This window comes from Micromonospora orduensis (assembly GCF_006228125.1).
GTDB lineage: Bacteria > Actinomycetota > Actinomycetes > Mycobacteriales > Micromonosporaceae > Micromonospora > Micromonospora orduensis.
Genome location: NZ_VDFY01000194.1, coordinates 1 through 20,984, shown reverse-complemented (window position 1 = coordinate 20,984; position 20,984 = coordinate 1). Strand labels below are relative to the sequence as shown.

Annotated in this window: 19 protein-coding genes and 2 pseudogenes; 13 read left to right on the top strand and 8 right to left on the bottom strand. The window is 72.0% G+C overall.

Annotation, left to right across the window (positions count from 1 at the left end):
* Nucleotides 1–54 precede the first annotated feature (54 nt).
* Nucleotides 55–1,692: a serine/threonine-protein kinase gene (locus FHG89_RS22440; protein ID WP_139586391.1), complete on the top strand. Its 1,638-nt coding sequence runs from the start codon at nucleotides 55–57 to the stop codon at nucleotides 1,690–1,692.
* 41 nt (nucleotides 1,693–1,733) lie between these two features.
* Here FHG89_RS22440 and FHG89_RS22435 read toward each other — a convergent pair whose 3' ends face one another.
* Together FHG89_RS22435 and FHG89_RS22430 are read right to left on the bottom strand one after the other, a co-directional pair.
* Nucleotides 1,734–2,402 (bottom strand): potassium channel family protein, encoded by a 669-nt coding sequence (locus tag FHG89_RS22435; RefSeq protein ID WP_139586390.1) that lies wholly within the window; start codon nucleotides 2,400–2,402, stop codon nucleotides 1,734–1,736.
* 16 nt (nucleotides 2,403–2,418) lie between these two features.
* Nucleotides 2,419–3,753 (bottom strand): TrkH family potassium uptake protein, encoded by a 1,335-nt coding sequence (locus tag FHG89_RS22430; RefSeq protein ID WP_139586389.1) that lies wholly within the window; start codon nucleotides 3,751–3,753, stop codon nucleotides 2,419–2,421.
* A gap of 142 nt (nucleotides 3,754–3,895) precedes the next feature.
* Between FHG89_RS22430 and FHG89_RS22425 the strand changes: the two are divergent.
* Nucleotides 3,896–5,008, top strand: a pseudogene (locus tag FHG89_RS22425) (glycerophosphodiester phosphodiesterase).
* A gap of 462 nt (nucleotides 5,009–5,470) precedes the next feature.
* Here FHG89_RS22425 and FHG89_RS22420 read toward each other — a convergent pair.
* Complete coding sequence (locus tag FHG89_RS22420) at nucleotides 5,471–5,701, bottom strand: GntR family transcriptional regulator (RefSeq protein WP_139586398.1); 231 nt, start codon at nucleotides 5,699–5,701, stop codon at nucleotides 5,471–5,473.
* Nucleotides 5,702–6,000: 299 nt separating this feature from the next.
* Here FHG89_RS22420 and FHG89_RS22415 point away from each other — a divergent pair, with 299 nt between their 5' ends.
* The 8 genes from FHG89_RS22415 (at nucleotide 6,001) to FHG89_RS22380 (ending at nucleotide 14,440) form a co-directional block, all read left to right on the top strand.
* Nucleotides 6,001–6,240, top strand: a complete 240-nt coding sequence (locus FHG89_RS22415) for a hypothetical protein (RefSeq protein WP_139586388.1) — start codon at nucleotides 6,001–6,003, stop codon at nucleotides 6,238–6,240.
* Nucleotides 6,241–6,456: 216 nt separating this feature from the next.
* Nucleotides 6,457–7,656, top strand: a complete 1,200-nt coding sequence (locus tag FHG89_RS22410; RefSeq protein ID WP_139586387.1) for a substrate-binding domain-containing protein — start codon at nucleotides 6,457–6,459, stop codon at nucleotides 7,654–7,656.
* Nucleotides 7,657–7,659: 3 nt separating this feature from the next.
* On the top strand, nucleotides 7,660–8,403 hold the full coding sequence (locus tag FHG89_RS22405; protein ID WP_139586386.1) for an ABC transporter ATP-binding protein: 744 nt from the start codon (nucleotides 7,660–7,662) through the stop codon (nucleotides 8,401–8,403).
* The gene (locus FHG89_RS22400) at nucleotides 8,403–9,128 is read left to right on the top strand and encodes an ABC transporter ATP-binding protein (RefSeq protein ID WP_208761058.1); all 726 of its coding nucleotides are present in this window, start codon (nucleotides 8,403–8,405) and stop codon (nucleotides 9,126–9,128) included. Before FHG89_RS22405 ends, FHG89_RS22400 begins: the two co-directional genes overlap by 1 nt.
* Nucleotides 9,128–10,018 carry a branched-chain amino acid ABC transporter permease gene (locus FHG89_RS22395; protein WP_139586384.1) on the top strand — a complete coding sequence of 297 codons (891 nt, stop codon included), beginning with the start codon at nucleotides 9,128–9,130 and terminating at the stop codon, nucleotides 10,016–10,018. The genes FHG89_RS22400 and FHG89_RS22395 overlap by 1 nt, the downstream gene beginning before the upstream one ends.
* Nucleotides 10,015–11,118: a branched-chain amino acid ABC transporter permease gene (locus FHG89_RS22390; protein ID WP_139586383.1), complete on the top strand. Its 1,104-nt coding sequence runs from the start codon at nucleotides 10,015–10,017 to the stop codon at nucleotides 11,116–11,118. The genes FHG89_RS22395 and FHG89_RS22390 overlap by 4 nt, the downstream gene beginning before the upstream one ends.
* 100 nt (nucleotides 11,119–11,218) lie before the next feature.
* Entirely contained in the window at nucleotides 11,219–13,360 is a 2,142-nt protein-coding gene (locus tag FHG89_RS22385) for a RecQ family ATP-dependent DNA helicase (protein WP_139586382.1), read from the top strand.
* A 150-nt stretch (nucleotides 13,361–13,510) separates the two neighbouring features.
* On the top strand, nucleotides 13,511–14,440 hold the full coding sequence (locus FHG89_RS22380) for a hypothetical protein (protein ID WP_139586381.1): 930 nt from the start codon (nucleotides 13,511–13,513) through the stop codon (nucleotides 14,438–14,440).
* Nucleotides 14,441–14,450: 10 nt separating this feature from the next.
* On the opposite strand, the gene FHG89_RS22375 is transcribed toward FHG89_RS22380, so the two are convergent.
* Nucleotides 14,451–14,867 (bottom strand): helix-turn-helix domain-containing protein, encoded by a 417-nt coding sequence (locus FHG89_RS22375; RefSeq protein WP_139586380.1) that lies wholly within the window; start codon nucleotides 14,865–14,867, stop codon nucleotides 14,451–14,453.
* Between the two features lie 248 nt (nucleotides 14,868–15,115).
* On the opposite strand from FHG89_RS22375, the gene FHG89_RS22370 reads away from it, so the two are divergent.
* Nucleotides 15,116–15,565, top strand: coding sequence for a hypothetical protein (locus FHG89_RS22370; RefSeq protein ID WP_139586379.1), 450 nt, complete (start codon nucleotides 15,116–15,118; stop codon nucleotides 15,563–15,565).
* Here the strand turns inward: FHG89_RS22370 and FHG89_RS22365 are convergent.
* Both FHG89_RS22365 and FHG89_RS22360 read right to left on the bottom strand, forming a co-directional pair.
* Nucleotides 15,562–16,701, bottom strand: a complete 1,140-nt coding sequence (locus tag FHG89_RS22365; RefSeq protein WP_139586378.1) for a class I SAM-dependent methyltransferase — start codon at nucleotides 16,699–16,701, stop codon at nucleotides 15,562–15,564. The two genes, FHG89_RS22370 and FHG89_RS22365, sit on opposite strands and share 4 nt — an antisense overlap.
* A gap of 86 nt (nucleotides 16,702–16,787) precedes the next feature.
* The gene (locus tag FHG89_RS22360; RefSeq protein ID WP_139586377.1) at nucleotides 16,788–18,482 is read right to left on the bottom strand and encodes a DEAD/DEAH box helicase; all 1,695 of its coding nucleotides are present in this window, start codon (nucleotides 18,480–18,482) and stop codon (nucleotides 16,788–16,790) included.
* 284 nt (nucleotides 18,483–18,766) lie between these two features.
* On the opposite strand from FHG89_RS22360, the gene FHG89_RS22355 reads away from it, so the two are divergent.
* Entirely contained in the window at nucleotides 18,767–19,417 is a 651-nt protein-coding gene (locus tag FHG89_RS22355) for a ferritin-like fold-containing protein (RefSeq protein WP_139586376.1), read from the top strand.
* A 61-nt stretch (nucleotides 19,418–19,478) separates the two neighbouring features.
* Here the strand turns inward: FHG89_RS22355 and FHG89_RS22350 are convergent, their stop codons facing one another.
* The gene (locus FHG89_RS22350) at nucleotides 19,479–19,706 is read right to left on the bottom strand and encodes a DUF3107 domain-containing protein (RefSeq protein WP_030329796.1); all 228 of its coding nucleotides are present in this window, start codon (nucleotides 19,704–19,706) and stop codon (nucleotides 19,479–19,481) included.
* Between the two features lie 64 nt (nucleotides 19,707–19,770).
* Nucleotides 19,771–20,409, bottom strand: coding sequence for a TetR/AcrR family transcriptional regulator (locus tag FHG89_RS22345; protein ID WP_139586375.1), 639 nt, complete (start codon nucleotides 20,407–20,409; stop codon nucleotides 19,771–19,773).
* A 149-nt stretch (nucleotides 20,410–20,558) separates the two neighbouring features.
* On the opposite strand from FHG89_RS22345, the pseudogene FHG89_RS22340 reads away from it, so the two are divergent.
* Nucleotides 20,559–20,984 (top strand): annotated as a pseudogene (locus tag FHG89_RS22340) (hypothetical protein); the annotation flags it as partial.

Below are 20,984 nucleotides of genomic sequence, written 5' to 3'. Positions count from 1 at the left end.
CCGATTCCGATCGTCCAGGTGTAGGTGTCCCCCAGGCGGGCAACTACGGCCACCATGAGCGGTGGGGACCGGAACGGCGCGCAACTCCTCGATGAGCGGTACCGGCTCGTCGAGCAACTCGGCGCGGGCGGAATGTCGGTGGTCTGGCGCGGCTACGACGAGGTGCTCGGTCGCCAGGTGGCCGTGAAGGTCCTGGCGTCCCGGCTGGCCAGTGACCGGGCGTTCCGGCACCGGATCCGGGTGGAGGCGCAGGCCGCCGCGCGGCTCTGCCACCCCAACATCACAAACGTGTACGACTACGGCGAGTCCCAGCAGGTCGGCCTGACCGTGCCGTACGTCGTGATGGAGCTCGTCGACGGCACGTCACTCGCCAACCGGCTGGGCCGCGAGGTGAACCTGCAGTGGCGGGACGCGGTGACGATCGGCGCCGAGGTCAGCTGCGCGCTGGCCACCGCGCACGCCCGCGGTGTGGTGCACCGCGACGTCACCCCGGGCAACGTCATGCTCACCTCGACCGGCGTCAAGGTCGTCGACTTCGGCATCTCCGCGCTGGTGGGAGAGAGCGAGAAGGGGCCGGACGGCGCGCTGCTCGGCACACCCGCGTACCTCGCCCCGGAACGGCTGGACAACGGCCAGGTCTCCCCGGCCACCGACGTGTACGCCGTGGGACTGCTGCTCTACCGGATGCTCACCGGCCGGCTGCCGTGGCAGGCCAGCACGACAACGCAGATGCTGCGTGCGCACATGTACAGCGACCCGGACCCGATGCCACCGGTACCCGGTCTGCCGGACGACGTGACCGACCTGGTGCGGCGCTGCCTGGCGAAGAATCCCGCCGACCGGCCGGCGACCGCCGAGCTGGCCCGTACCCTCGCCGAGGCGGCCGGGATGCTGGCGGCCGTTCCCGTGTCACCAACCGCCGGGCCACTGGACCCGGCCGTGCTGGCCAGCGCGGACACCACCATCCTGCCCTGGTCGGCGGCGACCGACGCGTTGCCGCTGTCGCGTACCCGTAACCGCACCCGGCGGGAGCACCGACGTCGGCGGCGGGTGGAGGCCGGGGTGGCTGCCGTCGGCCTCATCGCCGTCACCGGCGCGATGTGGGGGTTCACCTCCCGCAGCCCGGCCAGCGGCGAGGACCGGCCCACCACCGAGGCGCGGATGGGCCTGCCGAAGGCGGCGCCCTGCGAGGTGGCGTACGCGCTGCGGACCGACTCGGGCAAGGATTTCGCCGCCGAGCTGACCCTGACCAACAAGGGCGACCAGGAGCTGCGGGACTGGACGATGAGCTTCACCTTCCCCGGCCAGCAGGCGGTGACCAAGGCGGAACCGACGTCGGTGCACCAGCAGGGGAACACGGTGCTGATCCGACCGGTGGCCCAGCGCAGCACTCTCGCGCCCGGCGCGGCCGAGAAGGTCACCCTGACCGGGAAGTACAGCGGAGCGAACCCGCTCCCGGTGGAGTTCCGGGTCGGCGAAAGCACCTGCGGGGTACGCGTCTCCGGGGTGGCCGGCAGCGCGCCGTCCACCGCCCCGGCGACCAAGGCGGCCACCACGAAGGCCCCGCCGAAGAAGACGACGAAGACCACCACGAAGGTCGCACCGAAGGCCCCGACGCCACCGAAGGCGCCGGCGAAGGCCCCGAAGAAGCCGGGCGAGGGCAAAGGGCCGGGTGGTCCGGGAAAAGGGTGAAAGCCCCTGAGGGGCACGGTGGCGGCCACCGGAGGTGACGGTCAGCGTCGCCCCGCGAACCGCTGCACCTGGTCGATCCCACTCTCCACCACCAGCACCCCACCTTCTGCCAGCGCGGTGTCGTCGGAGGCGTACCGGAAACGCTCACCCGGCGCCTTCGCGCCGATCACCCGGACCCCGTAACGCTCGTCCGGGCGCAGGTCGAGCAGGGTCCGGCCGACCAGCGACTTCGGCACCCGGATGGTGGCGATGGCGAAGTCGTCGTCGAACTCGATGAAGTCGAGCAGCCGGCTGACGATCAGATGCGCCACCCGGTCGCCCGTCTCCGCCTCCGGAAAGATCACGTGGTGCGCGCCCACCGACGACAGGATCTTGGCGTGCTTCTGCGAGGTGGCGCGGGCCCAGATCTGCGGCAGACCCAGCTCGACCAGCGCCAACACGGTGAGCACGCTCGCCTCCACCGAAGCCCCGATGGCCACCACCGCCCGTTCGAAGCTGGCCACGCCGAGTTGGCGCAGCGCCCCGTCCTCGGTCGAGTCGGCCTGGACCACCCGATCGAGCTGGGCCGAGAAGCGCTGCACCTGCTCCGGGTTGCGGTCGACGGCCAGGACCTCGCGACCCATCCGGGTGAGTGACCTGGCCAGGTGGCAGCCGAACCGACCCAACCCGATCACCACGATGCCGCCGCCGTCCGATCGTCTCGCCGACACCCCGACCTCCTCGCGCCTAGCCGACAATTGGTTGTTCCTGGGGATAGCGGTAGAGCCTGCGCCGGGTGTTCAGGGCGATCGCCGACCCGAGGGTGAGCGGCCCGACCCGGCCGATGAACATCAGCACCGTCAACACCACCTGGCCGCTGGGCGGCAACTCGCTGGCCAGACCGATGGTCAGCCCGGTGGTGCTGAACGCGGAGGTGACCTCGAACAGGGCGGCGATGAACCGCACGCCCTCGGTGAGCAGCAACAGGAGCATCGTTCCGGCCGTGACCAGCGCGACGCTGAGCAGGGCCACGGTGACGGCCTGCCGCTGGCTGGCGGTGGCCACCCGGCGGTGCCCGACCGTCACGTCGGGCTCGCCGCGCAGCTCCGCCCAGATGGTGAACGCCAGCAGGAAGAACGTGGACACCTTGATGCCACCGGCCGTGCTGGCGCTGCCACCGCCGATGAACATCAACACGATCAGCAGCGGGTAGCTCTCCTCCTGCAGGTCCGGGATGTTCAGCACGCTGAAGCCACCGGTGCGGCTCAACGCGATCTGGGCGAACGACGCGAGCACCTTGCCCTCGGCGTCGTACAAGCCGATGGTGCTCACGTTTGTCCACTCGGCGGCGAGCAGGCCGGCGACGCCGAGCAGCAGCAGCGCCACACTGCCCCAGATGGTCAGCTTGGTGGCCACCGCCCAGCCCGCCGGCCTGCGCCACTCACGGGCCGCCTCGAACAGGGCGGGGAACCCCAGGCCACCGACGATGGCACCGAACGCCAACGGCAGCGACACCCACGGATCGCGGTCGAAGGCCAGCAGACCATCGGTGTACAGCGCGAAGCCGCAGTTGTTGAACGCCTGGACGGTGTGGAACACGCCCGACCAGAGTGCCCGCCCCGGCGCGTAGTCGTACGCCAAGTAGAGGCGGCCGGCGACCAGCGCGGTCATCACCGCCTCGCAGGCGAAGACGGTCACCGCGATCCGACGCAGCAGCCGGGCCAGGTCACCGATACCGAACTCCGCCGTCTCGGCCTGCACCAGCAGCCTGTTGCGCAGGCCGAGCTGGCGCGAGACCACGAGGATGACAAGCGCCGCGGCGGTGAGGATGCCGAGACCACCGAGCTGGGTGAGCAGGGTGATCACCAGCAGGCCCCAGCCGGACCAGTAGTTGGGGGTGTCGGTGATCGGCATTCCGGTCACCGACACCGCCGAGGTGGCGGTGAACAGGGCAGTGACCAGGGGCGGTCGCTGGTGCTGGATGGTGGCCCAGCGCGCCATCAGCAACCCGGTGCCGAGCAGGATCGGCACCAGGAACCCCAGCGGCACCAGCCGCACGGGGTTGCGGAGAAGACGGCGCACCAGACAATCTTCCTTTTCCGTGCGGGCGTCGGAGCGGGAACGCCCATTCCGGAGATTCACCTGCCGGCCAGTCGTCGACCAACTCCCGGCCAGTCGCGGACGGTCTGCTGTCCTCGGCATCCCTCGATGACAGGAGACGGCGTTGCGACGTACCCTCTCGACCCTCGGCCTGGCCGGCGCGTTGCTCGCCGCCGCCGTGGCCGTGCCCACCGTGGCCGCCGCTGTGCCCTCGGCCAGCGCGGACCGCACCCGGGCGAACGACCGCCCGATCGTGATCGGTCACCGAGGTGCCAGCGGCTACCGGCCGGAGCACACCCTGGAGGCGTACCGGCTGGCGATCCGGATGGGCGCCGACTAGGTCGAGCCGGACCTGGTGTCCACCTCCGACGGCGTCCTGGTCGCCCGGCACGAGAACGAGATCTCCGGCACCACCGACGTGTCGACGCACCTGGAGTTCGCGACCCGTAGGGCGACGAAGACCATCGACGGTGTCGCGGTGACCGGCTGGTTCACCGAGGACTTCACCCTCGCCGAGCTGAAGACGTTGCGGGCCAAGGAGCGGCTGCCGCAGGTCCGCGTGGCGAACACCGCCTTCGACGGACGCTTCGAGGTGCCCACCCTCCAGGAGGTCATCGACCTCGCGCGCACCGAGGGGCGGGCACGGGCCCGCACCATCGGCATCTACCCGGAGACCAAGCACCCGACCTACTTCACGTCGATCGGCCTGCCGCTGGAGGAGCCGCTGCTGAAGGTGCTGCGGCAGAACAAGCTGGACCGGAAGAACTCGCCGGTCTTCATCCAGTCGTTCGAGACGGCCAACCTGCGTCGCCTGAGCCGGATGACCGACGTGAAGCTCGTCCAGCTGCTCGACGCCACCGGCCGCCCGTACGACTTCACCGCGGCCGGCGACACCCGCAGCTACCAGGACCTCGCCACGGCGGCCGGCCTGAAGTGGATCGCCGGGTACGCCGACGGCATCGGGGCGAACAAGAACCTGATCGTGCCCCGCGACGCCGCCGGCAAGCTGCTCGCCCCGACGAACGTGGTGCGTGACGCGCACCGCGAGCGGCTGCTCGTGCACGCCTGGACGTTCCGCGCGGAGAACCAGTTCCTCCCCGTGGACTTCCGGATCGGCACCGACCCGAACGCGCGCGGCGACATCACGTCCGAGTACGAACTCTTCCTCGGCCTGGGTCTGGACGGCGTCTTCAGCGACCACCCGGACACCGCCGTCGCCGCCCGCGCCGGCCTCTGACCCAGTCCGCGCCTCGGCCCGGCCCCTGACCCACACGCGAGCCTCGGCCCGGAGCTGATCCGCTCCGAGCCGACCACCGGGCCGATCATGCCCGGCCCACCCGCTGGCCCGTCGTCCGCCACCCGGACGGCGGGCCAGCGGCATCTCCGACGCTGGCGCCGGATCGCGCCACAGCAGGACTGCGCCCGCTCAGCACGGGGACCACCCGCAAGATCGTGCTCGATCCAGGAAGTAGTGGCATCGTCGCGCCCCCGAGGCCACTACATCCACGATCGAGCACGATCTTGACAGGGCGAAGGCGGCACGCGACAGCAACATCAGGGATGTTGCTGTCTCGGGGCCGGCGGAGGCAGCAACACCAGGGAAGTTGCGACGATCTTCGCCTGCTCGACCTCGGGGCGGCGGGTGCGGCGGGGCGGGTCGGGCGTAGGCATTGACGCCCGGAAGTCTGCGACGAAGGCGCTACCGGCCGGGGTGCTCGGCGACGTAGGTGCCGCGGCCGGGCTGACCGGTGATCAGCTCACGGTCGTGCAGCAGTGAGAGCGCTCGCGACGCGGTGTTCATGTGCACGGCGTAGGACTCGGCGAGTTCCCGAGTCGAGGGGAGCTTGTCGCCGGGCTTCAGCTCGCCGCTCTTGATCTTCGCGGCGATCTCGTTGGCGATGCGACGATATGGCGCTTCTGCAGTGGGCATGGTGAGGACTCCGGTGGGTTCGGCGTCTTCGATCATGCCGGCCTACACCAGTTACTGCAACAAGCTGCGACGTCGCCACTTCCGAGGGTCGTCCTACACAAGCATTTGGGGTAGGTTGCTGGATGTCCGGCTCCGGTTGGTTCGGCAAACCCCTCGGAGTGCGGGCCTTTGGTTGGTCCCGCGTTCGTACCGCCGCCGTCGAAGGCTGCGGGCGTGGGGCCGGGCGGTCCGGTGGGCGTCCCCTACCCGCACACCGGACCGCCCTCCAGGTCGACAAAGTCGAGGGTGGTGGTCGTGGCATGACGAGGGAACGTTTCGTGGTGCACCTGCCGGTGGTGGCCGCTGACCTGCCGGGGGCGCTGCGGTTCGCTCGGGCGATAACCCGGGCGCTTGGCTTTCTCGCCGACGTGGACCGAGCCGAGACGACGGTGTCGGAGGAGGACGCTCAGTGCGTACGACATCGGGTCTTCTGTGACCGCCCGCTCGACCGCCGCCGGCGGTGCCCGCGCCCGGCGGACCACGACGGGCCGTGCGGCTGACTGCTGACGGCGGATGGCTCGGGGCGACACACCTGTCGATCCACCCGTGGCGCTTCAGGCTATCGGGAGGCCTGGGCCGAGGATGGTAGTGCGGCCCGTTGTAACCCCCGGCCACCTCGTTCCTGTTACTTGTGTGTTTCCGCCACATAGCTCGTGGGTGACGTCACTTCTAGCGTGAGCCGACAACACAGCATCCTGTCCTCACCTGGAGTCGCGATGACGGTCCGGCACACGCGGCGGGCGTTCCTCTCCGCCGCCACGATGATGGCTGCGGCGCTCGCCGCAACGGCCTGTGGTAGCCCGCAGGACACCGCCACCGGCGGCGGCGACAGCGCCGCGCCGGTGAAGGTCGGCCTGGTGTACTCCCAGTCGGGAGCCCTGGCCAGTTATGGAAAGCAGTACATCGAGGGGTTCAAGGCGGGGTTGGACTTCGCCACCAAGGGCACCGGCAAGGTCGGCGACCGGAAGATCGAGCTGACCGAGGTCGATGACGCGGGTGACCCGGCCAAGGCGGTGTCCGCCGCGAAGGACCTGATCGGCAAGGGCACGAAGATCATCGCCGGCTCCACCGCCTCCGGCGTGGCGCTCCAGGTCGCGCCGATCGCGGCGCAGAACAAGGTCCTGTTCATCTCCGGCCCGGCCGCCACCGACGCGGTGACCGGGGCGAACAAGTACACGTTCCGGTCCGGCCGGCAGTCGTACCAGGATGTGGTGACCGCCAAGTCGTTCACCGGCGACCCGGCCGGCAAGAAGGTAGTGGTCTTCGCCCAGGACGGTGCCTTCGGCGACGCCAACGAGGCCGCCGTCAAGGCTGTCATCGGTGGCGCGGGCGCCACCGTCAGCAGCGTCCGGGCCCCGGCCAGCGCCACCGAGTTCACGCCGTTCGCCAGCCAGATCAAGGCCGCCAAGCCGGATCTGCTCTTCGTCGCCTGGGCCGGCACGACCGCGCCGGCGATGTGGCAGACCCTCGACCAGCAGGGCGTGCTCTCCTCCACCACTGTCGTCACCGGCCTGGACATCCGGGCCTCCTGGCCGACGTTCGGGGCAGCCGGCGCGAAGATCTCCTTCCTGTCGCACTACTTCGACGGTGCGTCCGACACCGAGGCCAGCAAGGCGCTGAAGGCCAAGGTGAACACCATCGACCTGTTCCACCCGGACGGCTTCGCCGCCGCCCAGATGGTGGTTCGCGCGGTGCAGGAGGGCGGCGACGACGTCGACAAGATGGTCACCGCGCTGGAGGGCTGGAGCTTCGACGGGGTCAAGGGCAAGATGACCATCCGGGCCGCCGACCACGCGCTGCTCCAGCCGATGTTCCAGGCCAAGCTGACCGGCAGCGGCACCGCCTTCACGGCGACCGCGCAGAAGAGCCTCACCGGTGACGAGACCGCGCCGCCGGCCGTGGCCATGAAGGGCTGAGAAATGCTCGCCACCCGCGGTCTGACCTGGCGGATCGGTGAGGTCGCCATCGTCGACAGCGTCTACCTCGACCTGGCGCCCGGGGAGTTCCTGGGCGTGATCGGGCCGAACGGCGCCGGCAAGACCTCACTGTTCAACCTGATCACCGGCCTGCGCCGGGCCACGGAGGGCCGGATCACCCTGGACGGGCAGGACATCGGTGGGCTTGCGCCGCACCGGCGGGCCCGCCTCGGCCTGGGCCGTACCTTCCAGGCGTCGTCGGTCTTCGGCTCGCTCAGCGTGCGGGAGAACGTCCGGCTCGCCGTGCAGGCGCACCGCGGGGGCTCGATGGCGCTGTGGCGGCGGGCGGCGGCCGACCGGGAGGTGGCCGCCGCCGCCGACGCGGCGCTCGACCGGGTCGGCCTCGCCCACCGGGGTACGGCGCTCGCCGGCACCCTGGCACACGGCGAGAAGCGCAAGCTGGAGATCGCCCTGCTGCTCGCCGGTGAGCCGCGGGTGATGCTGCTGGACGAGCCGATGGCCGGTGTCAGCGCCGAGGACGTCCCCGAGCTGGTCGCCGTCATCAAGTCGCTGACCGGTGACAGCGGCCGGGCGGTGCTGATGGTCGAGCACCACATGGACGTGATCCTGGAGCTGGCCGACCGGATCGCCGTCATGCACCACGGCGCGCTGCTCGCCTGCGACACCCCGGAGACGGTGATGGCCAACCCCACGGTGCAAGAGGCCTACCTGGGGGAGTCCCTCTGATGGAACCCATTCTCAGTGTGGAGGACCTGTCGGTCCGGATCTCCGGGCTGCACATCCTCCAAGGGGTGTCCTTCGCTGTCGCCCCGACCGGCGTGACAGTCCTGCTCGGCCGCAACGGCGTCGGCAAGACCACCACGCTGCGCGCGATCGTCGGCCTCACCCCGCCCGCCGGGGAGGTCCGCGGCACCATCCGGATGGGCGCGCAGAGTCTGCTGGCCCGGCCGACGCACCGGCTGGTCCGGGGCGGGCTCGGCTACGTACCCGAGGACCGGTGCGTGTTCGCCGGCCTCACCGTCGCCGAGAACCTGCGGCTCGCCGAGCGGCGGGGCACCACCCCGGCGTACGACAAGGTGTTCGCGCTCTTTCCGGAGCTGGACCGGCGCGGACGGCAACGGGCGGGTTCACTCTCCGGCGGGCAGCAGCAGATGCTCGCGATCGGGCGGGTGCTGCTCAACGACAACCGGCTGCTGCTGGTCGACGAGCCGACCAAGGGGTTGGCGCCGAAGGTGGTGACCGAGGTGGCCGAGGTGTTGGAACGGGTCGCGGAGTCGGTGCCGGTGCTGCTCGTCGAGCAGAACCTGGCGGTGGTCCGGCGGCTCGCCAAGGACGCGGTGGTGCTGGCCGCCGGCAAGGTGGCCTGGACCGGTGACGCCCGGGAGCTGCTGCTGGAGACGGCGCTGACGAAGTCGCTGCTGGGTGTCGGCTCGGCGGAGGTGTCCCACTGATGGGCACCGTGATCCTGTTGGCGTTGACCGGGCTCGGCCTGGCGGCGCTGTATTTCCTGGTCGCCTCCGGCCTGTCCCTGGTCTTCGGTCTGGCCGACGTGCTGAACTTCGCGCACGGGCTGTTCCTCGGCGTCGGCGCGTACGGCACCTGGTGGGCGGCGGGCAACCTGCCGGGGGCCGGCCCGGACGGGTTCGGCTTCGTGGTCGCGGTCGCCTTCGGGGTGGCCGCCGGCACGCTGGTCGCCGTCCTGGTGGAACTGGTGCTGATCCGCCCGCTGTACTCCCGCACCATCGAACAGGTGCTGGTCACCGTCGGCCTGTCCCTGGCCGGGGTGGCGTTGCTCCAGGCCACCTGGGGTGCGGACGCCCGGCCGTTTCCCCGGCCGGACTGGACCCGGCAGGTGACCGGGATCCTCGGCGCGCAGGTGCCCAACGGCGGCCTGCTGCTGATCATCGCGGCGGTGCTGGTGCTCGGGGCGATCCTGGCGTTCCTGCGCTGGACCCGGTACGGCCTGGTGATCCGGGCCGGCGTGGAGAACCGGGAGATGGTGACCGCGCTCGGCATCGACGTGCGCAAGGCGTTCACGCTTGTCTTCGCGATCGGTGGGGCGGCTGCCGCGCTCGCCGGCGCGCTCGGCGGGGTCTACTTCGGCACCGTCTCGCCCGGGCAGGGCGGCTCACTGCTGATCTTCGCGTTCATCGTGGTGGTGATCGGCGGGATGGGCTCGGTGGTCGGCTCCGCGTACGCGGCGGTCGTGGTGGGGCTGGTGCAGCAGTTCGTCAACTACTACGGCACGTCCGGGCTGGGCGACATCTGCGTGGTCGGGCTGCTGGCCGTGGTGCTGCTGCTGCGCCCGCAGGGCATCGCCGGAAAGGTGGCAACGGCATGACGGTGATCGACGCACCTCCCGCGCAGGTACCCGACGAGCTGACCCCGCAGCGGGGGCGGTGGCACCGGGTCCGCCCGTTCCTGCCGCTTGTCGCGCTGGTCGTGCTGGCGATCCTGCCGTACTCGACGATCTCCCTGCCGGGGATCTTCGAGGGGCCGGTCAACTCACCCGGCACCCTGCAACTGCTCGCCATCTGCCTGATCTTCGGTGGGCTGGCCGCCGGGTACGACCTGCTCTTCGGCCGGACCGGGATGCTCTCCTTCGGGCACGCGCTGTACTTCGCGGCCGGCGTGTACGGCACCGACATCCTCGTCACCCGGGCCGGCCTGCCGCTGTGGCAGGCGGCGCTGCTGACCGTCACCGGCGGCACCATCCTCGCCGCGCTGCTCGGCGCGGTGGCGCTGCGGACCGTGGGCATCGCGTTCGCCATGGTCACCCTCGCCTTCGCCCAGGTCGGCGCGATCCTCGTGGCACGAGACTTCGGTGGCCTGACCGGCGGCGAGGAGGGTCTGCCGCTGGACGTGTCCGGGTTGCCCGCCGGGCTGGTGGGGGTGACCAACACGGTCAACCTGTACTGGTTGGCGCTGGCGTACCTGACCCTGGTGGTCTTCGTGGTGCACCGGGTGAGCGGGTCGCCGACCGGTCGGGTGCTCGCCGGGCTGCGGGACGACGAGCGGCGGATCGGTGTGCTGGGGCTGGACCCGTACCGCTACAAGCTTGTGGCGTTCACCCTGGCCGGCGGGTTGGCGTCGGCGGGCGGGGTGGTCTACGTCCTGATCGTCGGTGGCGCGTCGCCGCACATCACGTCCTCCGAGCTGACCCTGTCGCTGCTGGTCATGGTGGTGCTCGGCGGGCCGGGCACCCGGTGGGGTCCGGTGCTCGGCGGCGTCCTCTACATGTACCTGGACCACCGGCTCACCGCGTTCGGCACCAGCGACGCGGTGGACAACCTGCCGGCAGTCCTCAGCCGTCCGCTGAGCCAGCCGCTGTTCGTCCTGGGCACGGTCTTCATCCTGGCCGTCTACTTCTTCCCAGGTGGCCTGACCAGCCTCGCCCCCCGCCTGTCCCACCTGACCCGATCCCTCCGCCCCCCACGCTGACGACTGTTGATCAAGAGGTTTGCGTCAGAATCCAGCCGGATCCTGACGCAAACCTCTTGATCAACAAGGGTCTGACGGACGGCGCTGGTAGACATGTCGGGTGGAGACAGCAGAGCGGGCAGGCGTACGGGAGCGGGCCGAGGCGGTGCTGCGCCGGCTGGCCGGCGACCACGCCCGGCTGCGCGAGGACCAGTGGCGGGCCATCGAGGCACTTGTCGTCGACCGGCGACGGGTGCTCTGCGTCCAGCGGACCGGCTGGGGCAAGTCGGCTGTCTACTTCGTGGCCACCGCCCTGCTGCGCGACAGCGACCAGGCCGAGCGGGTAGGACAGGCCGGGCCGACGGTCATCGTCTCGCCGTTGCTGGCGCTGATGCGTAACCAGGTCGAGGCGGCGGCCCGCGCCGGCATCCGGGCCCGCACGATCAACTCGGCGAACCTCGACGAGTGGGACGAGATCACCGCGGAGATCCAGACCGGCGCGGTGGACGTGCTGCTGATCAGCCCGGAACGCCTCAACAATCCGGACTTCCGCGACGGCGTCCTGCCGAAGCTCGCCGCGACCACCGGTCTGCTTGTGGTCGACGAGGCGCACTGCGTCTCCGACTGGGGGCACGACTTCCGGCCGGACTACCGGCGGCTGCGCACCTTCCTGGCCGAGCTGCCGGAGCGCACCCCGGTGCTGGCCACCACCGCCACGGCGAACTCCCGGGTCACCCAGGACGTGGCGGAGCAGCTGGGCGACGCCCTCGTCCTGCGCGGCACGTTGGACCGCGAGTCGCTGCGCCTCGGGGTGCTCGACCTGCCCAACCCGGCGCATCGGCTGGCCTGGCTCGCCGACCACCTGGACCAGCTGCCCGGCTCGGGCATCGTCTACACGCTGACCGTGGCGGCGGCGGGGGAGACGGCCGAGTTCCTGCGCTCCCGGGGCTACCCGGTGGCCTCGTACACCGGGCAGGTCGAGGACGCCGACCGGCGGGCCGCCGAACAGGACCTGCTCGACAACAAGATCAAGGCGTTGGTGGCGACAAGCGCGCTCGGCATGGGCTTCGACAAGCCCGACCTGGGCTTCGTCGTGCACCTCGGCGCGCCGCCGTCACCGATCGCGTACTACCAGCAGGTCGGTCGCGCGGGCCGCGCCGTGGAACACGCCGAGGTGCTGCTCCTGCCCGGCGCGGAGGACGCCGCCATCTGGCGGTACTTCGCCTCGCTGGCCTTCCCGCCGGAGGAGCAGGTCCGGGCCGTGCTGGCCGCCCTGCACACCGACCGCCCGCTCTCCACCCAGGCCCTCGAACCGCTCGTCGACCTGCGCCGGGCCCGCCTGGAGCTGATGCTCAAGGTCCTCGACGTGGACGGCGCGGTCCGCCGGGTGCGCGGTGGTTGGCTCGCCACCGGCGAGCCCTGGGTCTACGACGAGGCCCGGTTGCGCCGCGTCGCCGAGGCGCGCACCGTCGAGCAGCAGGCCATGCGGGAGTACGCGACCACGCCCGACTGCCGGATGCGGTATCTACGGGAACGGCTGGACGACGCCGGGGCCACCGACTGCGGCAGGTGCGACAGGTGCGCGGACCCGCTCTTCGCCGCCGACGTGTCGACGGCCGCGCTCGCCGCCGCGCAGACCTTCCTGGGCCGCCCCGGCGTGGAGATCGCCCCGAAGAAGCTCTGGCCGACCGGGTTGGACGCGGTGGGCGTACCCCTGAAGGGCCGGATCCCGCCGGCGGAGCAGGCGTTGCCGGGCCGTGCCGTCGGGCGGCTCTCCGACCTGGGCTGGGGTGGCCGGCTGCGTGACCTGGTCGGCCCGGAGGCACCCGACGCGCCGGTGCCCGACGACGTGGCCGCCGCCGTGGTGGAGGTGCTGAAGGCGTGGGCGCACGGCGACGACCCGTGGCCGCGCCGCCCGGTGGCGGTGGTCGCGGTCGGTTCCCGTCGGCGGCCCCGGCTGGTCGGGTCGCTGGCCGAGCGGATCGCCGCCGTGGGCCGGCTGCCGTTGCTCGGCGAGGTCGTCCCCGACGGCCCGGGCGGCCCCGGCGGGCCGCGGGGCAACAGCGCCCAGCGGGTACGCGCGCTGCACGACGCCTTCGCCGTCCCGCCCGACCTGGCCGACGCGCTGGCCGGGCTGGACGGTCCGGTGCTGCTCGTCGACGACCTGGTCGACTCGGGGTGGACGATGACGATGGTGACCCGGGCTCTGCGCCGGGCCGGCGCACCCGACGTGCTGCCGTTGGCCCTCGCCGTGGCCGGCTGAGCGCGCTCGTGCGGAAAAGTTCCCGGGAGCGGCGGAATGCGACAGTCGCCACGCCGTCCGGGCGTCGACCAGGGGCGGCCGGCTGCGGCGGTACCGTGGGCGGCATGACCGATCAGCACCCCGTCACCGGCCGCACACTGGACGCCGGCGGTGCCTGACCAGGTCTCCGCCGCACCGGATCGAAGCACCCTGCGGCTGGCCCTGGTGGTCGGCGGGCTGGTGCTCGCGGTCCTGCTCGGCTTCGGTCTCGGCCGGATGAACGCCGGCACCACCACCGGCGCCGGCGGCCCGTCACTGGCCGCCCAGCACACCGACCCGCCGGGCACCGCCCCGCACAACCACGGTTCCGTGGTGGGCGGCGACCAGGGCGCGGGCGTCGAGCCGGGCGGCCTGTCGGTAAGCGCGACGGGCTACACGCTGGCCCCGGTGGCCACCGAGTTCCCGGCCGGTCGTGCGGGGCAGTTCCGCTTCCAGGTGCGCGACGCGCAGCGCCAACCGGTGACGCGCTTCGCCGTCGTCCACGACAAGCCGATGCACCTCATCGTCGTACGCCGGGACCTGACCGGCTACCAGCACCTGCACCCGAGCATGGCGTCGGACGGCACCTGGTCGGTGCCGCTGACCCTCGACGGGGCCGGCGTCTGGCGGGCGTACGCCGACTTCACAGTGGTCGCCGACAACGGCGGCCAGACCGCGGTGACCCTCGGCGTGGACCTCGCCGCGCCGGGCGGCTACCAGCCCCGTCCGCTGCCCGAGGCGGCCACCTCGACGAGGGTGGACGGGTTCACCGTCGGTTACCAGGGCCAGGCGCAGGTCGGCGCGACCGTGCCGCTGACCTTCCGGATCGACGGCACCGGAGGCGCGGCACCGCTGGAGCGCTACCTCGGGGCGTACGGGCACCTGGTGGCGTTGCGCGAGGGTGACCTCGGCTACCTGCACGTGCACCCGGAGCCGGAGCTGGTGGACGGGCAGGTGCGGTTCTGGCTGACCATCCCCGGCCCCGGCCGCTACCGCCTCTTCCTGGACTTCCAGGTGAGCGCCGAGGTCCACACCGCCGAGTTCACCCTGACCGTCCCCTGACCCGGGTGGCTCAGCCGGCGCGGCGGATGGGGCGGCGGGCCAGGTAGCGCAGGAGGTCGCGGATGTGGTGCTTCTCCTCGGCGGGGACGTTGGGATCGGCGAGCCGGTCGAGGATGGCCCGGACGTCGGCCTCGACCGGGCCGTCGTCGGTGCGACGTCGGGGAGTCGGGCCGGCATCGGGCAGACCGAGCGCCCGGAACGCGGCCGCCACCGGCAGATCCAGTGCCGCGCAGAAGCCCCGTACTTTGGCCAATTCGGGATAGTCCTGCCAATCTCCGGCCAGCCAGCGGAACACCGTTGAGCGGCCCACGCCCGTGTGCGAGGCAAGATCGGTCACGGTCCACCCGCGTTCGTCGCGGGCGTCGTCGATGGCTCGCCGGACGAAGCGGGCGAACGCCATCTGGGGCGAAACCTCTGCGGAACCCATCCCTGCGGGTCTTCCCTCCCGGCCGGAACACTGGGCGGTGCGCCTTCCGAGGGTAGTACGCCCCGGGCCGGAAACAATTGACTGACCGCACAATCTGTCCCGTGGATGGGACTTTTCCTCCGGCAGCATCGACGAACAGCCGGAACGGATGAACGGCAACCATTGCCGTTCATCAACTAAGCTCTGCTCCCGGCGTAGCGCCCGTCCCCGTCCGCCGTGTCCCCGCAGCACCGCTGAGGAGCAGCATCATGGCCGAACCGAGCCGTCCGCAGCCGTACCAGCCCGGTGCGGTGAGCCTCTTCTTCGTTGCCAAGGCCGGTGTGTTCGCCGCCGGGTTCTGGATCTGGCTGCTGGTGCTGGTGCTGCGTACCGATTCGGCGACCGGGGCGCAGGTGCTGGCGGCCACCGGCGCGATCACCACCACGCTTGTCGCGGTGGTGCTGGGCGCCCGGATGGTCTTGCAGCGCAACGCCTCGGTCCGGCACGCCGAGATGAAGAAGCTGCTTGTCGACATCTCCTGGAACGCCTTCGCCGCCGCCGGCAACGCCGAGGGCACGGGCAAGGTCGTGCCGTTCCCGTCCGCCACGGGGGACAGCGACTGGGCCTCCCAGCGGGCCGGCATCGAGCGGGTGCCGACCCGCGACCGGGGGGCCGGCGACCGGGTCGGGCGGGACCGGGGCGGCGACCGCCTCCGCTAGGACAGCAGCGTCTCCAGTCGGGGCGTGACCTGCCACTGGTCGACCAGTTCGCGGTACTCCGCGCGCTGCGCGTCGGTCGGGCCGGTGCCCGTTCGGCGGGCCCGGATCAGCAGGTTGCGTGGCGTGTGCTGCGAGTCGACGAACTCCACCACCTCGGCCCGGTACCCGTGCAGCCGCAGCAGCCCGGCCCGCAACGCGTCGGTAAGCACGTCGGCGAAGCGCTCCCGCAGGATGCCCTGGCGGGTCAGCAGCTCGTACGGGGCCGGGGTGGGGTGGGCGCGGAGCTGCCTGGCCAGGTCGTGGTGGCAGCACGGCGCGGCCAGCACCCAACGGGCGTCCCAGCGCACCGCGCGGGCCAGCGCCTCGTCGGTGGCGGTGTCGCAGGCGTGCAACGCCAGCACCAGGTCCGGGGAGGGGTCGACGACAGCGTCGGCGATCGTGCCGGCCACGAAGCTGACCCGCTCGGCCCAGCCCAGCCGCTGCGCCAGCTCGGTGTTACGTCGCCGCTGGTCCTCCCGGACGTCCACGCCGACCAGCTCGACGTCAAGGCCCCGTCCGGTCAGGTAGCGGTAGGCGGCGAAGGTCAGGTACGCGTTGCCGCAGCCCAGGTCGACCACCCGCAGCGGACCGGTCAGGTCGTCGGGCAGGGTCGCGGCGAGGGCCCGCAGGAACGCGTCGACCTGGCGACGCTTGGCCGCCGATCCGCCGATCTCGGTGAAGATCTCATCGCCCGGATCGAGCAGGTACTCCTTCGCCCGGTCGTTCCCGGCCGGCGTCGCCGCCCGTCGGGCCGTCGCCGCGCGGTGCACCTGCGCCTCGCCGGACTTGGTCACCCGCAGCTGGAGCGTCGCGTCGGCCGTCTCCACGTGCCAGTTGCCGAACGGCTCGGCCAGCAGCTCGTCGACCGCCACCGCGGCCTCCGGCCCGGGGGCGACGTTACGGGTGTACGGGCGGGCGCCGTCGGAGGTGGCGATCTGGATGCGGGGCCCGGCCTTGAGCGTCACCGGCCGCAGCTCGGCCCGGACCACGGTGGGGCGACGCCCGCGGCGGCGGCCGGCGGCCACCGCCCGGGTCAGCGCGGGGTCGAGCAGCAGTGCCCGGACTTCGGTCAGGGCGGCGTCCAGTGGTTCCGGCATCGTTCCATCTTCGGCAGGTGGGCGGGAAGGGAAACATCCCCCGTACCGCGCTGAGGCGGTGCGGGGGATGTCGGTGTCGCTGTGGGTCAGTCCGCGGTCGCCTCGGCCGGCGTACCCGCGCCGGAACCGCCACCACGACGGCGCCGGCGGCGACGCGGCTTCGACGGCTCGCCGTCGGCGGCGGCGGCGGCCGGCTCGGACGGACCGGCCTCGGCGGAGATCACCGCGGTGGGCTCGCCCACGACCACCTCGCCGGCCAGGCGGCGACGGCGGCGACGCGGGGTACGGGTGCCCTCGTCGGCGGTGTCGTCAGTGGGTGCCTCGGCGGCGACCGGCGTGGCCGCGTCGGAGTGGTCCCGACGGCTGTCGCCCCGGCCACGGCGCTCGCCCCGACCCTCGCCGCCACGGCTGTCACCGCGCCGGGAGCCACGGCCGCCGCTGTCGCCGCGACGGGAGCGCGTGGTGCCGCCCAGGTCCTCCTCGATCTCGGCGGACAGCCCGGCCCTGGTGCGCTCGGCGGTGGGCAGCGTGCCGGTGACCTCGGTGGAGATGTGCAGGTCGGTGTAGAGGTGCGGGGACGTGTGGTACGTCTCCGGCGGCTCCGGCATCTCCAGACCGAGGGTCTTGTCGATGATGCGCCAGCGCGGCATGTCGTCCCAGTCGACGAACGTCACCGCGACGCCTGTCGCCCCGGCCCGACCGGTACGACCGATCCGGTGGGTGTAGGTGTCCTGGTCTTCCGGGCAGTCGTAGTTGATGACGTGGGTGACGCCTGTGACGTCCAGACCCCGGGCCGCCACGTCGGTGGCGACCAGGATGTCGATCTTCCCGGCGCGGAACGCCCGCAGCGCCCGCTCACGGGCACCCTGGCCCAGGTCACCGTGCACCGCGGCGACCGCGAACCCGCGGAAGTCGAGGTCCTCGGCGACCCGGTCGGCGGCCCGCTTGGTACGGGTGAAGATCATGGTCAGCCCGCGACCCTCCGCCTGGAGGATGCGCGCCACCACCTCGACCTTGTTCATCGAGTGGGTGCGGTAGACCAGCTGCTCGGTCTGCGGCGACGGCCCGGTCTCGGCGGTGTGCCCGGCGTGGATCGTCATCGGCTGGCGCAGGAAACGCCGCGACAGGGTGACGATCGGGTCCGGCATGGTGGCCGAGAAGAGCATGGTCTGCCGGTCCTCCGGCAGCATCGCCAGGATCTTCTCGACGTCGTCGAGGAAGCCCAGGTCGAGCATCCGGTCGGCCTCGTCCAGCACCAGCGCGTGGACGCGGTCGAGGCGCAGGTGCTTCTGCTTCTGCAGGTCCATCAGACGCCCGGGCGTGCCGACCAGGATCTCGACGCCCTTGCGCAGCGCCTCGATCTGCGGCTCGTACGCCACGCCGCCGTAGATCGGCAGCACCCGCACGCCACGCGTACGGCCGGCGGCGGCCAGGTCCTTGGCGACCTGGATGCCCAGCTCGCGGGTGGGGACGACGACCAGCGCCTGCGGCACGCCGTCGCTGCCCTCGCCGGGCGCGAACACCCGGTCGAGCAGCGGTACGCCGAAGCCGAGGGTCTTGCCGGTGCCGGTGGGCGCCTGACCGATCAGGTCGACGCCGCGCAGGGCGATCGGGATCGCGTACTCCTGGATCGCGAAGGCGCGGGTGATGCCGGCCGCGGCCAGCGCCTCGACGGTCTCGTCGCGGGCGCCGAGTGCGGCGAAGGTGGGGGCCTCCGGTCGAACCGGGGCGGTGGGGGCCAACTCCTGGCCGTCCATCAGGTCTTGAGTCAGATCGCTCATGTGGATGTGGGGGTGCCCTCTCGTGGGTGCGCCCCGTCATGTCCTCAGGGCGCGGTCGGTATGACGCGGGCCACACGGTCGGGGGCAGACTGCCGAGCCGGACCGGGCCGCACGCGCGCCGCGGGCTGAGCTTCGATCAGATCGGCGCCCACGGCAACTGCTCTATGTTACCTGAACAGGCAAGCTCGCGTCCCGATTCCCGGTCGGCCAGCCGCCACGCGGGGCCGCCAAATGTGTCCTGCATCACATTATCCGCGCCAAGTTCCGCGCGGTAGCCTGCGCTCGTGTCCGCGCCGACCACCCCCGGTCCCGCCGTGGCCGACCTGCTGGGTCTGGTCGCCTTCGGTGAACTGCTCGCCTTCGAGCGGATGGCCGGCGACGCCCGACTCGCCCCCGACCTGCGCCGCCGCGCCACGCTGAACGAGATGGCGGCGGCCGAGATCGGCAACTACCGGCGGCTCGCCGACCGGCTCACCGAGCTGGGCGTGCCCCCGGCGGACGCGATGGCCCCCTACGTGGTGCCGTTGCAGGCGTACCACGACTCGACCGAGCCGCGGGACTGGGCGGAGGTGGTGACCAAGGCGTACGTCGGCGACGCCATTACCGACGACTTCCTCCGGGAGATCGCCGGCACCCTGAACGGGCCCGACCGGGGGCTGGTGCTCGACGTCCTGCACGACTCCGGGTACGCGGAGTTCGCCGCCGCGGAGATCAGAACCGCCGTCGCCGCCGACCCCCGGGTGGCCGGGCGGCTCTCCATGTGGGCCCGCCGGCTGGTCGGCGAGGCGCTGTCCCAGGCCGGCCGTGTCGCCGCCGAGCGGGCCGCGCTCACCGCGCTCATCGGGCGGGGCGACCGGGTCGACGTACCCGGGCTGTTCGGGAGGCTCACCACCGCGCACACCGCGCGGATGGCCGTCGTCGGCCTCAACAACTGAGCCGCGGCACCCGGCCCGCGGCAGGTACGACTGCGCCGACCTGCCGCGACGGCCGGACCCGTCAGCGGACGGTGAAACCGACCGCGCGCGGCGACGCCTCGGCGATCTCGACGTACGCGACCTTCTCGACCGGCACGATCACCCGCCGGCCCTTCTCGTCGGTCAGGGAGAGCGTGCCGCCGTTCCCGGCGAAGGCGTCGGTCACGATCTGCTCGATCTCGGCCGGCGACTGCGCGCTGTCCAGAACCAGCTCGCGCGGCGCGTACTGCACGCCGATCTTGACCTCCACTGTGCCTCCTCAACTGGGGCGAAAGAACCGCCCTGCGAAGGCTATCCGATCACGGGGTCGGTGGTCAGGCTGACTCACCTTGCAGCGGGAAGCTGGCGATGCCCCGCCAGGACAGCGCCGCCACTAACGCCTCGGCCTCCGCCTTCGGCACCTGCCGGCCGCCGGCCAGCCAGAACTGGGCGGCCGTCTCCGCCGCGCCGACCAGCCCGGAGGCGAGCAGCTCGGCGTGCGCCCGGCTCACGCCGGTGTCCGAGATGATCGTGTCGGTGATCGCCGCGATGCACCCCTGCTCGACCCGCTCCACGCGCTGCCGTACCGCCGGGTCGTTGCGCAGGTCCGATTCGAAGACGAGACGGAACGCCTCACTCTCGTGGTCGACGAAGTCGAAGTACGCCCGCACCGACGCGCCGACACGCTCCTTGTTGTCGATCGTGCCGTGCATCGCGTCCCGCACCTTGGCGACGATCGCGTCACAGTGCGTGTCCAGCAGGGCCAGGTAGAGGTCCATCTTTCCGGGAAAGTGTTGGTAGAGGACGGGCTTGGAGACCCCCGCCCGTTCGGCGATGTCATCCATCGCCGCGGCGTGGTAGCCCTGCGCGACGAACACCTCCTGGGCCGCCGCGAGCAGCTGCTTACGGCGCGCCGACCGGGGCAGACGGGTAGGTCGGCCAGCGGTCTGTGCGCCATTCCCCGCAGCGGTCATGGGATCCTCCGAGTTCTCCGTACGAGCCGGCATTTTCCCCCCAGACCGGGCGAGGCCCGTGACCCTCGTCGTGGAAATGGCCCGCCGCTGTAACTTATCGCCACTGTCGCCACACGGTAGCCTCAGCGGGGGCGACCAAGGAGCGCGCGGTGAGTGAAACAGGGCAACCCGGAGCCGCCACCCCGGGAGAGCACGGTGACGGAACGGGTCAGCACGACGACCCGGGCCGTTCCGGCAGCGGGTGGGCGCCCCAGTCGGGCGGGTGGTCCCGGGCCGCCGAGCGTGCGGACGACCCGGAGCAGCCGGCGCGCTGGCAGCCTGACGCGGCGGCCGGGTGGCGTACGTCATCCGCGCGGCACGGCGACCTGCCACCGCCCCTGGCCGGGCTGCCCGACGGTCCCGAGCCACCGGCCCGGGTCAACGGCCACCACACAAACGGCGTCCGACACGCCGGAGCCGAGGCCAACGGCGTCCACCACCCGGGGATCGACGCGTCGCCGGGCCGTCAGGCGCCGGTGAGCGCGCCGCCCGGGTGGTGGACGCCGTTGGCCTCGGCTCCGGCGTGTCGGACGCCG

What these genes read in the sequence shown, in the direction of transcription:
- FHG89_RS22440 (WP_139586391.1), top strand. Translation starts at nt 55, where the DNA reads ATGAGCGGTGGGGACCGGAACGGCGCGCAACTCCTCGATGAGCGGTAC.
- FHG89_RS22420 (WP_139586398.1), bottom strand. Translation starts at nt 5,701, where the DNA reads ATGCCCACTGCAGAAGCGCCATATCGTCGCATCGCCAACGAGATCGCC.
- FHG89_RS22415 (WP_139586388.1), top strand. Translation starts at nt 6,001, where the DNA reads ATGACGAGGGAACGTTTCGTGGTGCACCTGCCGGTGGTGGCCGCTGAC.
- FHG89_RS22410 (WP_139586387.1), top strand. Translation starts at nt 6,457, where the DNA reads ATGACGGTCCGGCACACGCGGCGGGCGTTCCTCTCCGCCGCCACGATG.
- FHG89_RS22405 (WP_139586386.1), top strand. Translation starts at nt 7,660, where the DNA reads ATGCTCGCCACCCGCGGTCTGACCTGGCGGATCGGTGAGGTCGCCATC.
- FHG89_RS22400 (WP_208761058.1), top strand. Translation starts at nt 8,403, where the DNA reads ATGGAACCCATTCTCAGTGTGGAGGACCTGTCGGTCCGGATCTCCGGG.
- FHG89_RS22395 (WP_139586384.1), top strand. Translation starts at nt 9,128, where the DNA reads ATGGGCACCGTGATCCTGTTGGCGTTGACCGGGCTCGGCCTGGCGGCG.
- FHG89_RS22390 (WP_139586383.1), top strand. Translation starts at nt 10,015, where the DNA reads ATGACGGTGATCGACGCACCTCCCGCGCAGGTACCCGACGAGCTGACC.
- FHG89_RS22375 (WP_139586380.1), bottom strand. Translation starts at nt 14,867, where the DNA reads ATGGGTTCCGCAGAGGTTTCGCCCCAGATGGCGTTCGCCCGCTTCGTC.
- FHG89_RS22370 (WP_139586379.1), top strand. Translation starts at nt 15,116, where the DNA reads ATGGCCGAACCGAGCCGTCCGCAGCCGTACCAGCCCGGTGCGGTGAGC.
- FHG89_RS22365 (WP_139586378.1), bottom strand. Translation starts at nt 16,701, where the DNA reads ATGCCGGAACCACTGGACGCCGCCCTGACCGAAGTCCGGGCACTGCTG.
- FHG89_RS22360 (WP_139586377.1), bottom strand. Translation starts at nt 18,482, where the DNA reads ATGAGCGATCTGACTCAAGACCTGATGGACGGCCAGGAGTTGGCCCCC.
- FHG89_RS22345 (WP_139586375.1), bottom strand. Translation starts at nt 20,409, where the DNA reads ATGACCGCTGCGGGGAATGGCGCACAGACCGCTGGCCGACCTACCCGT.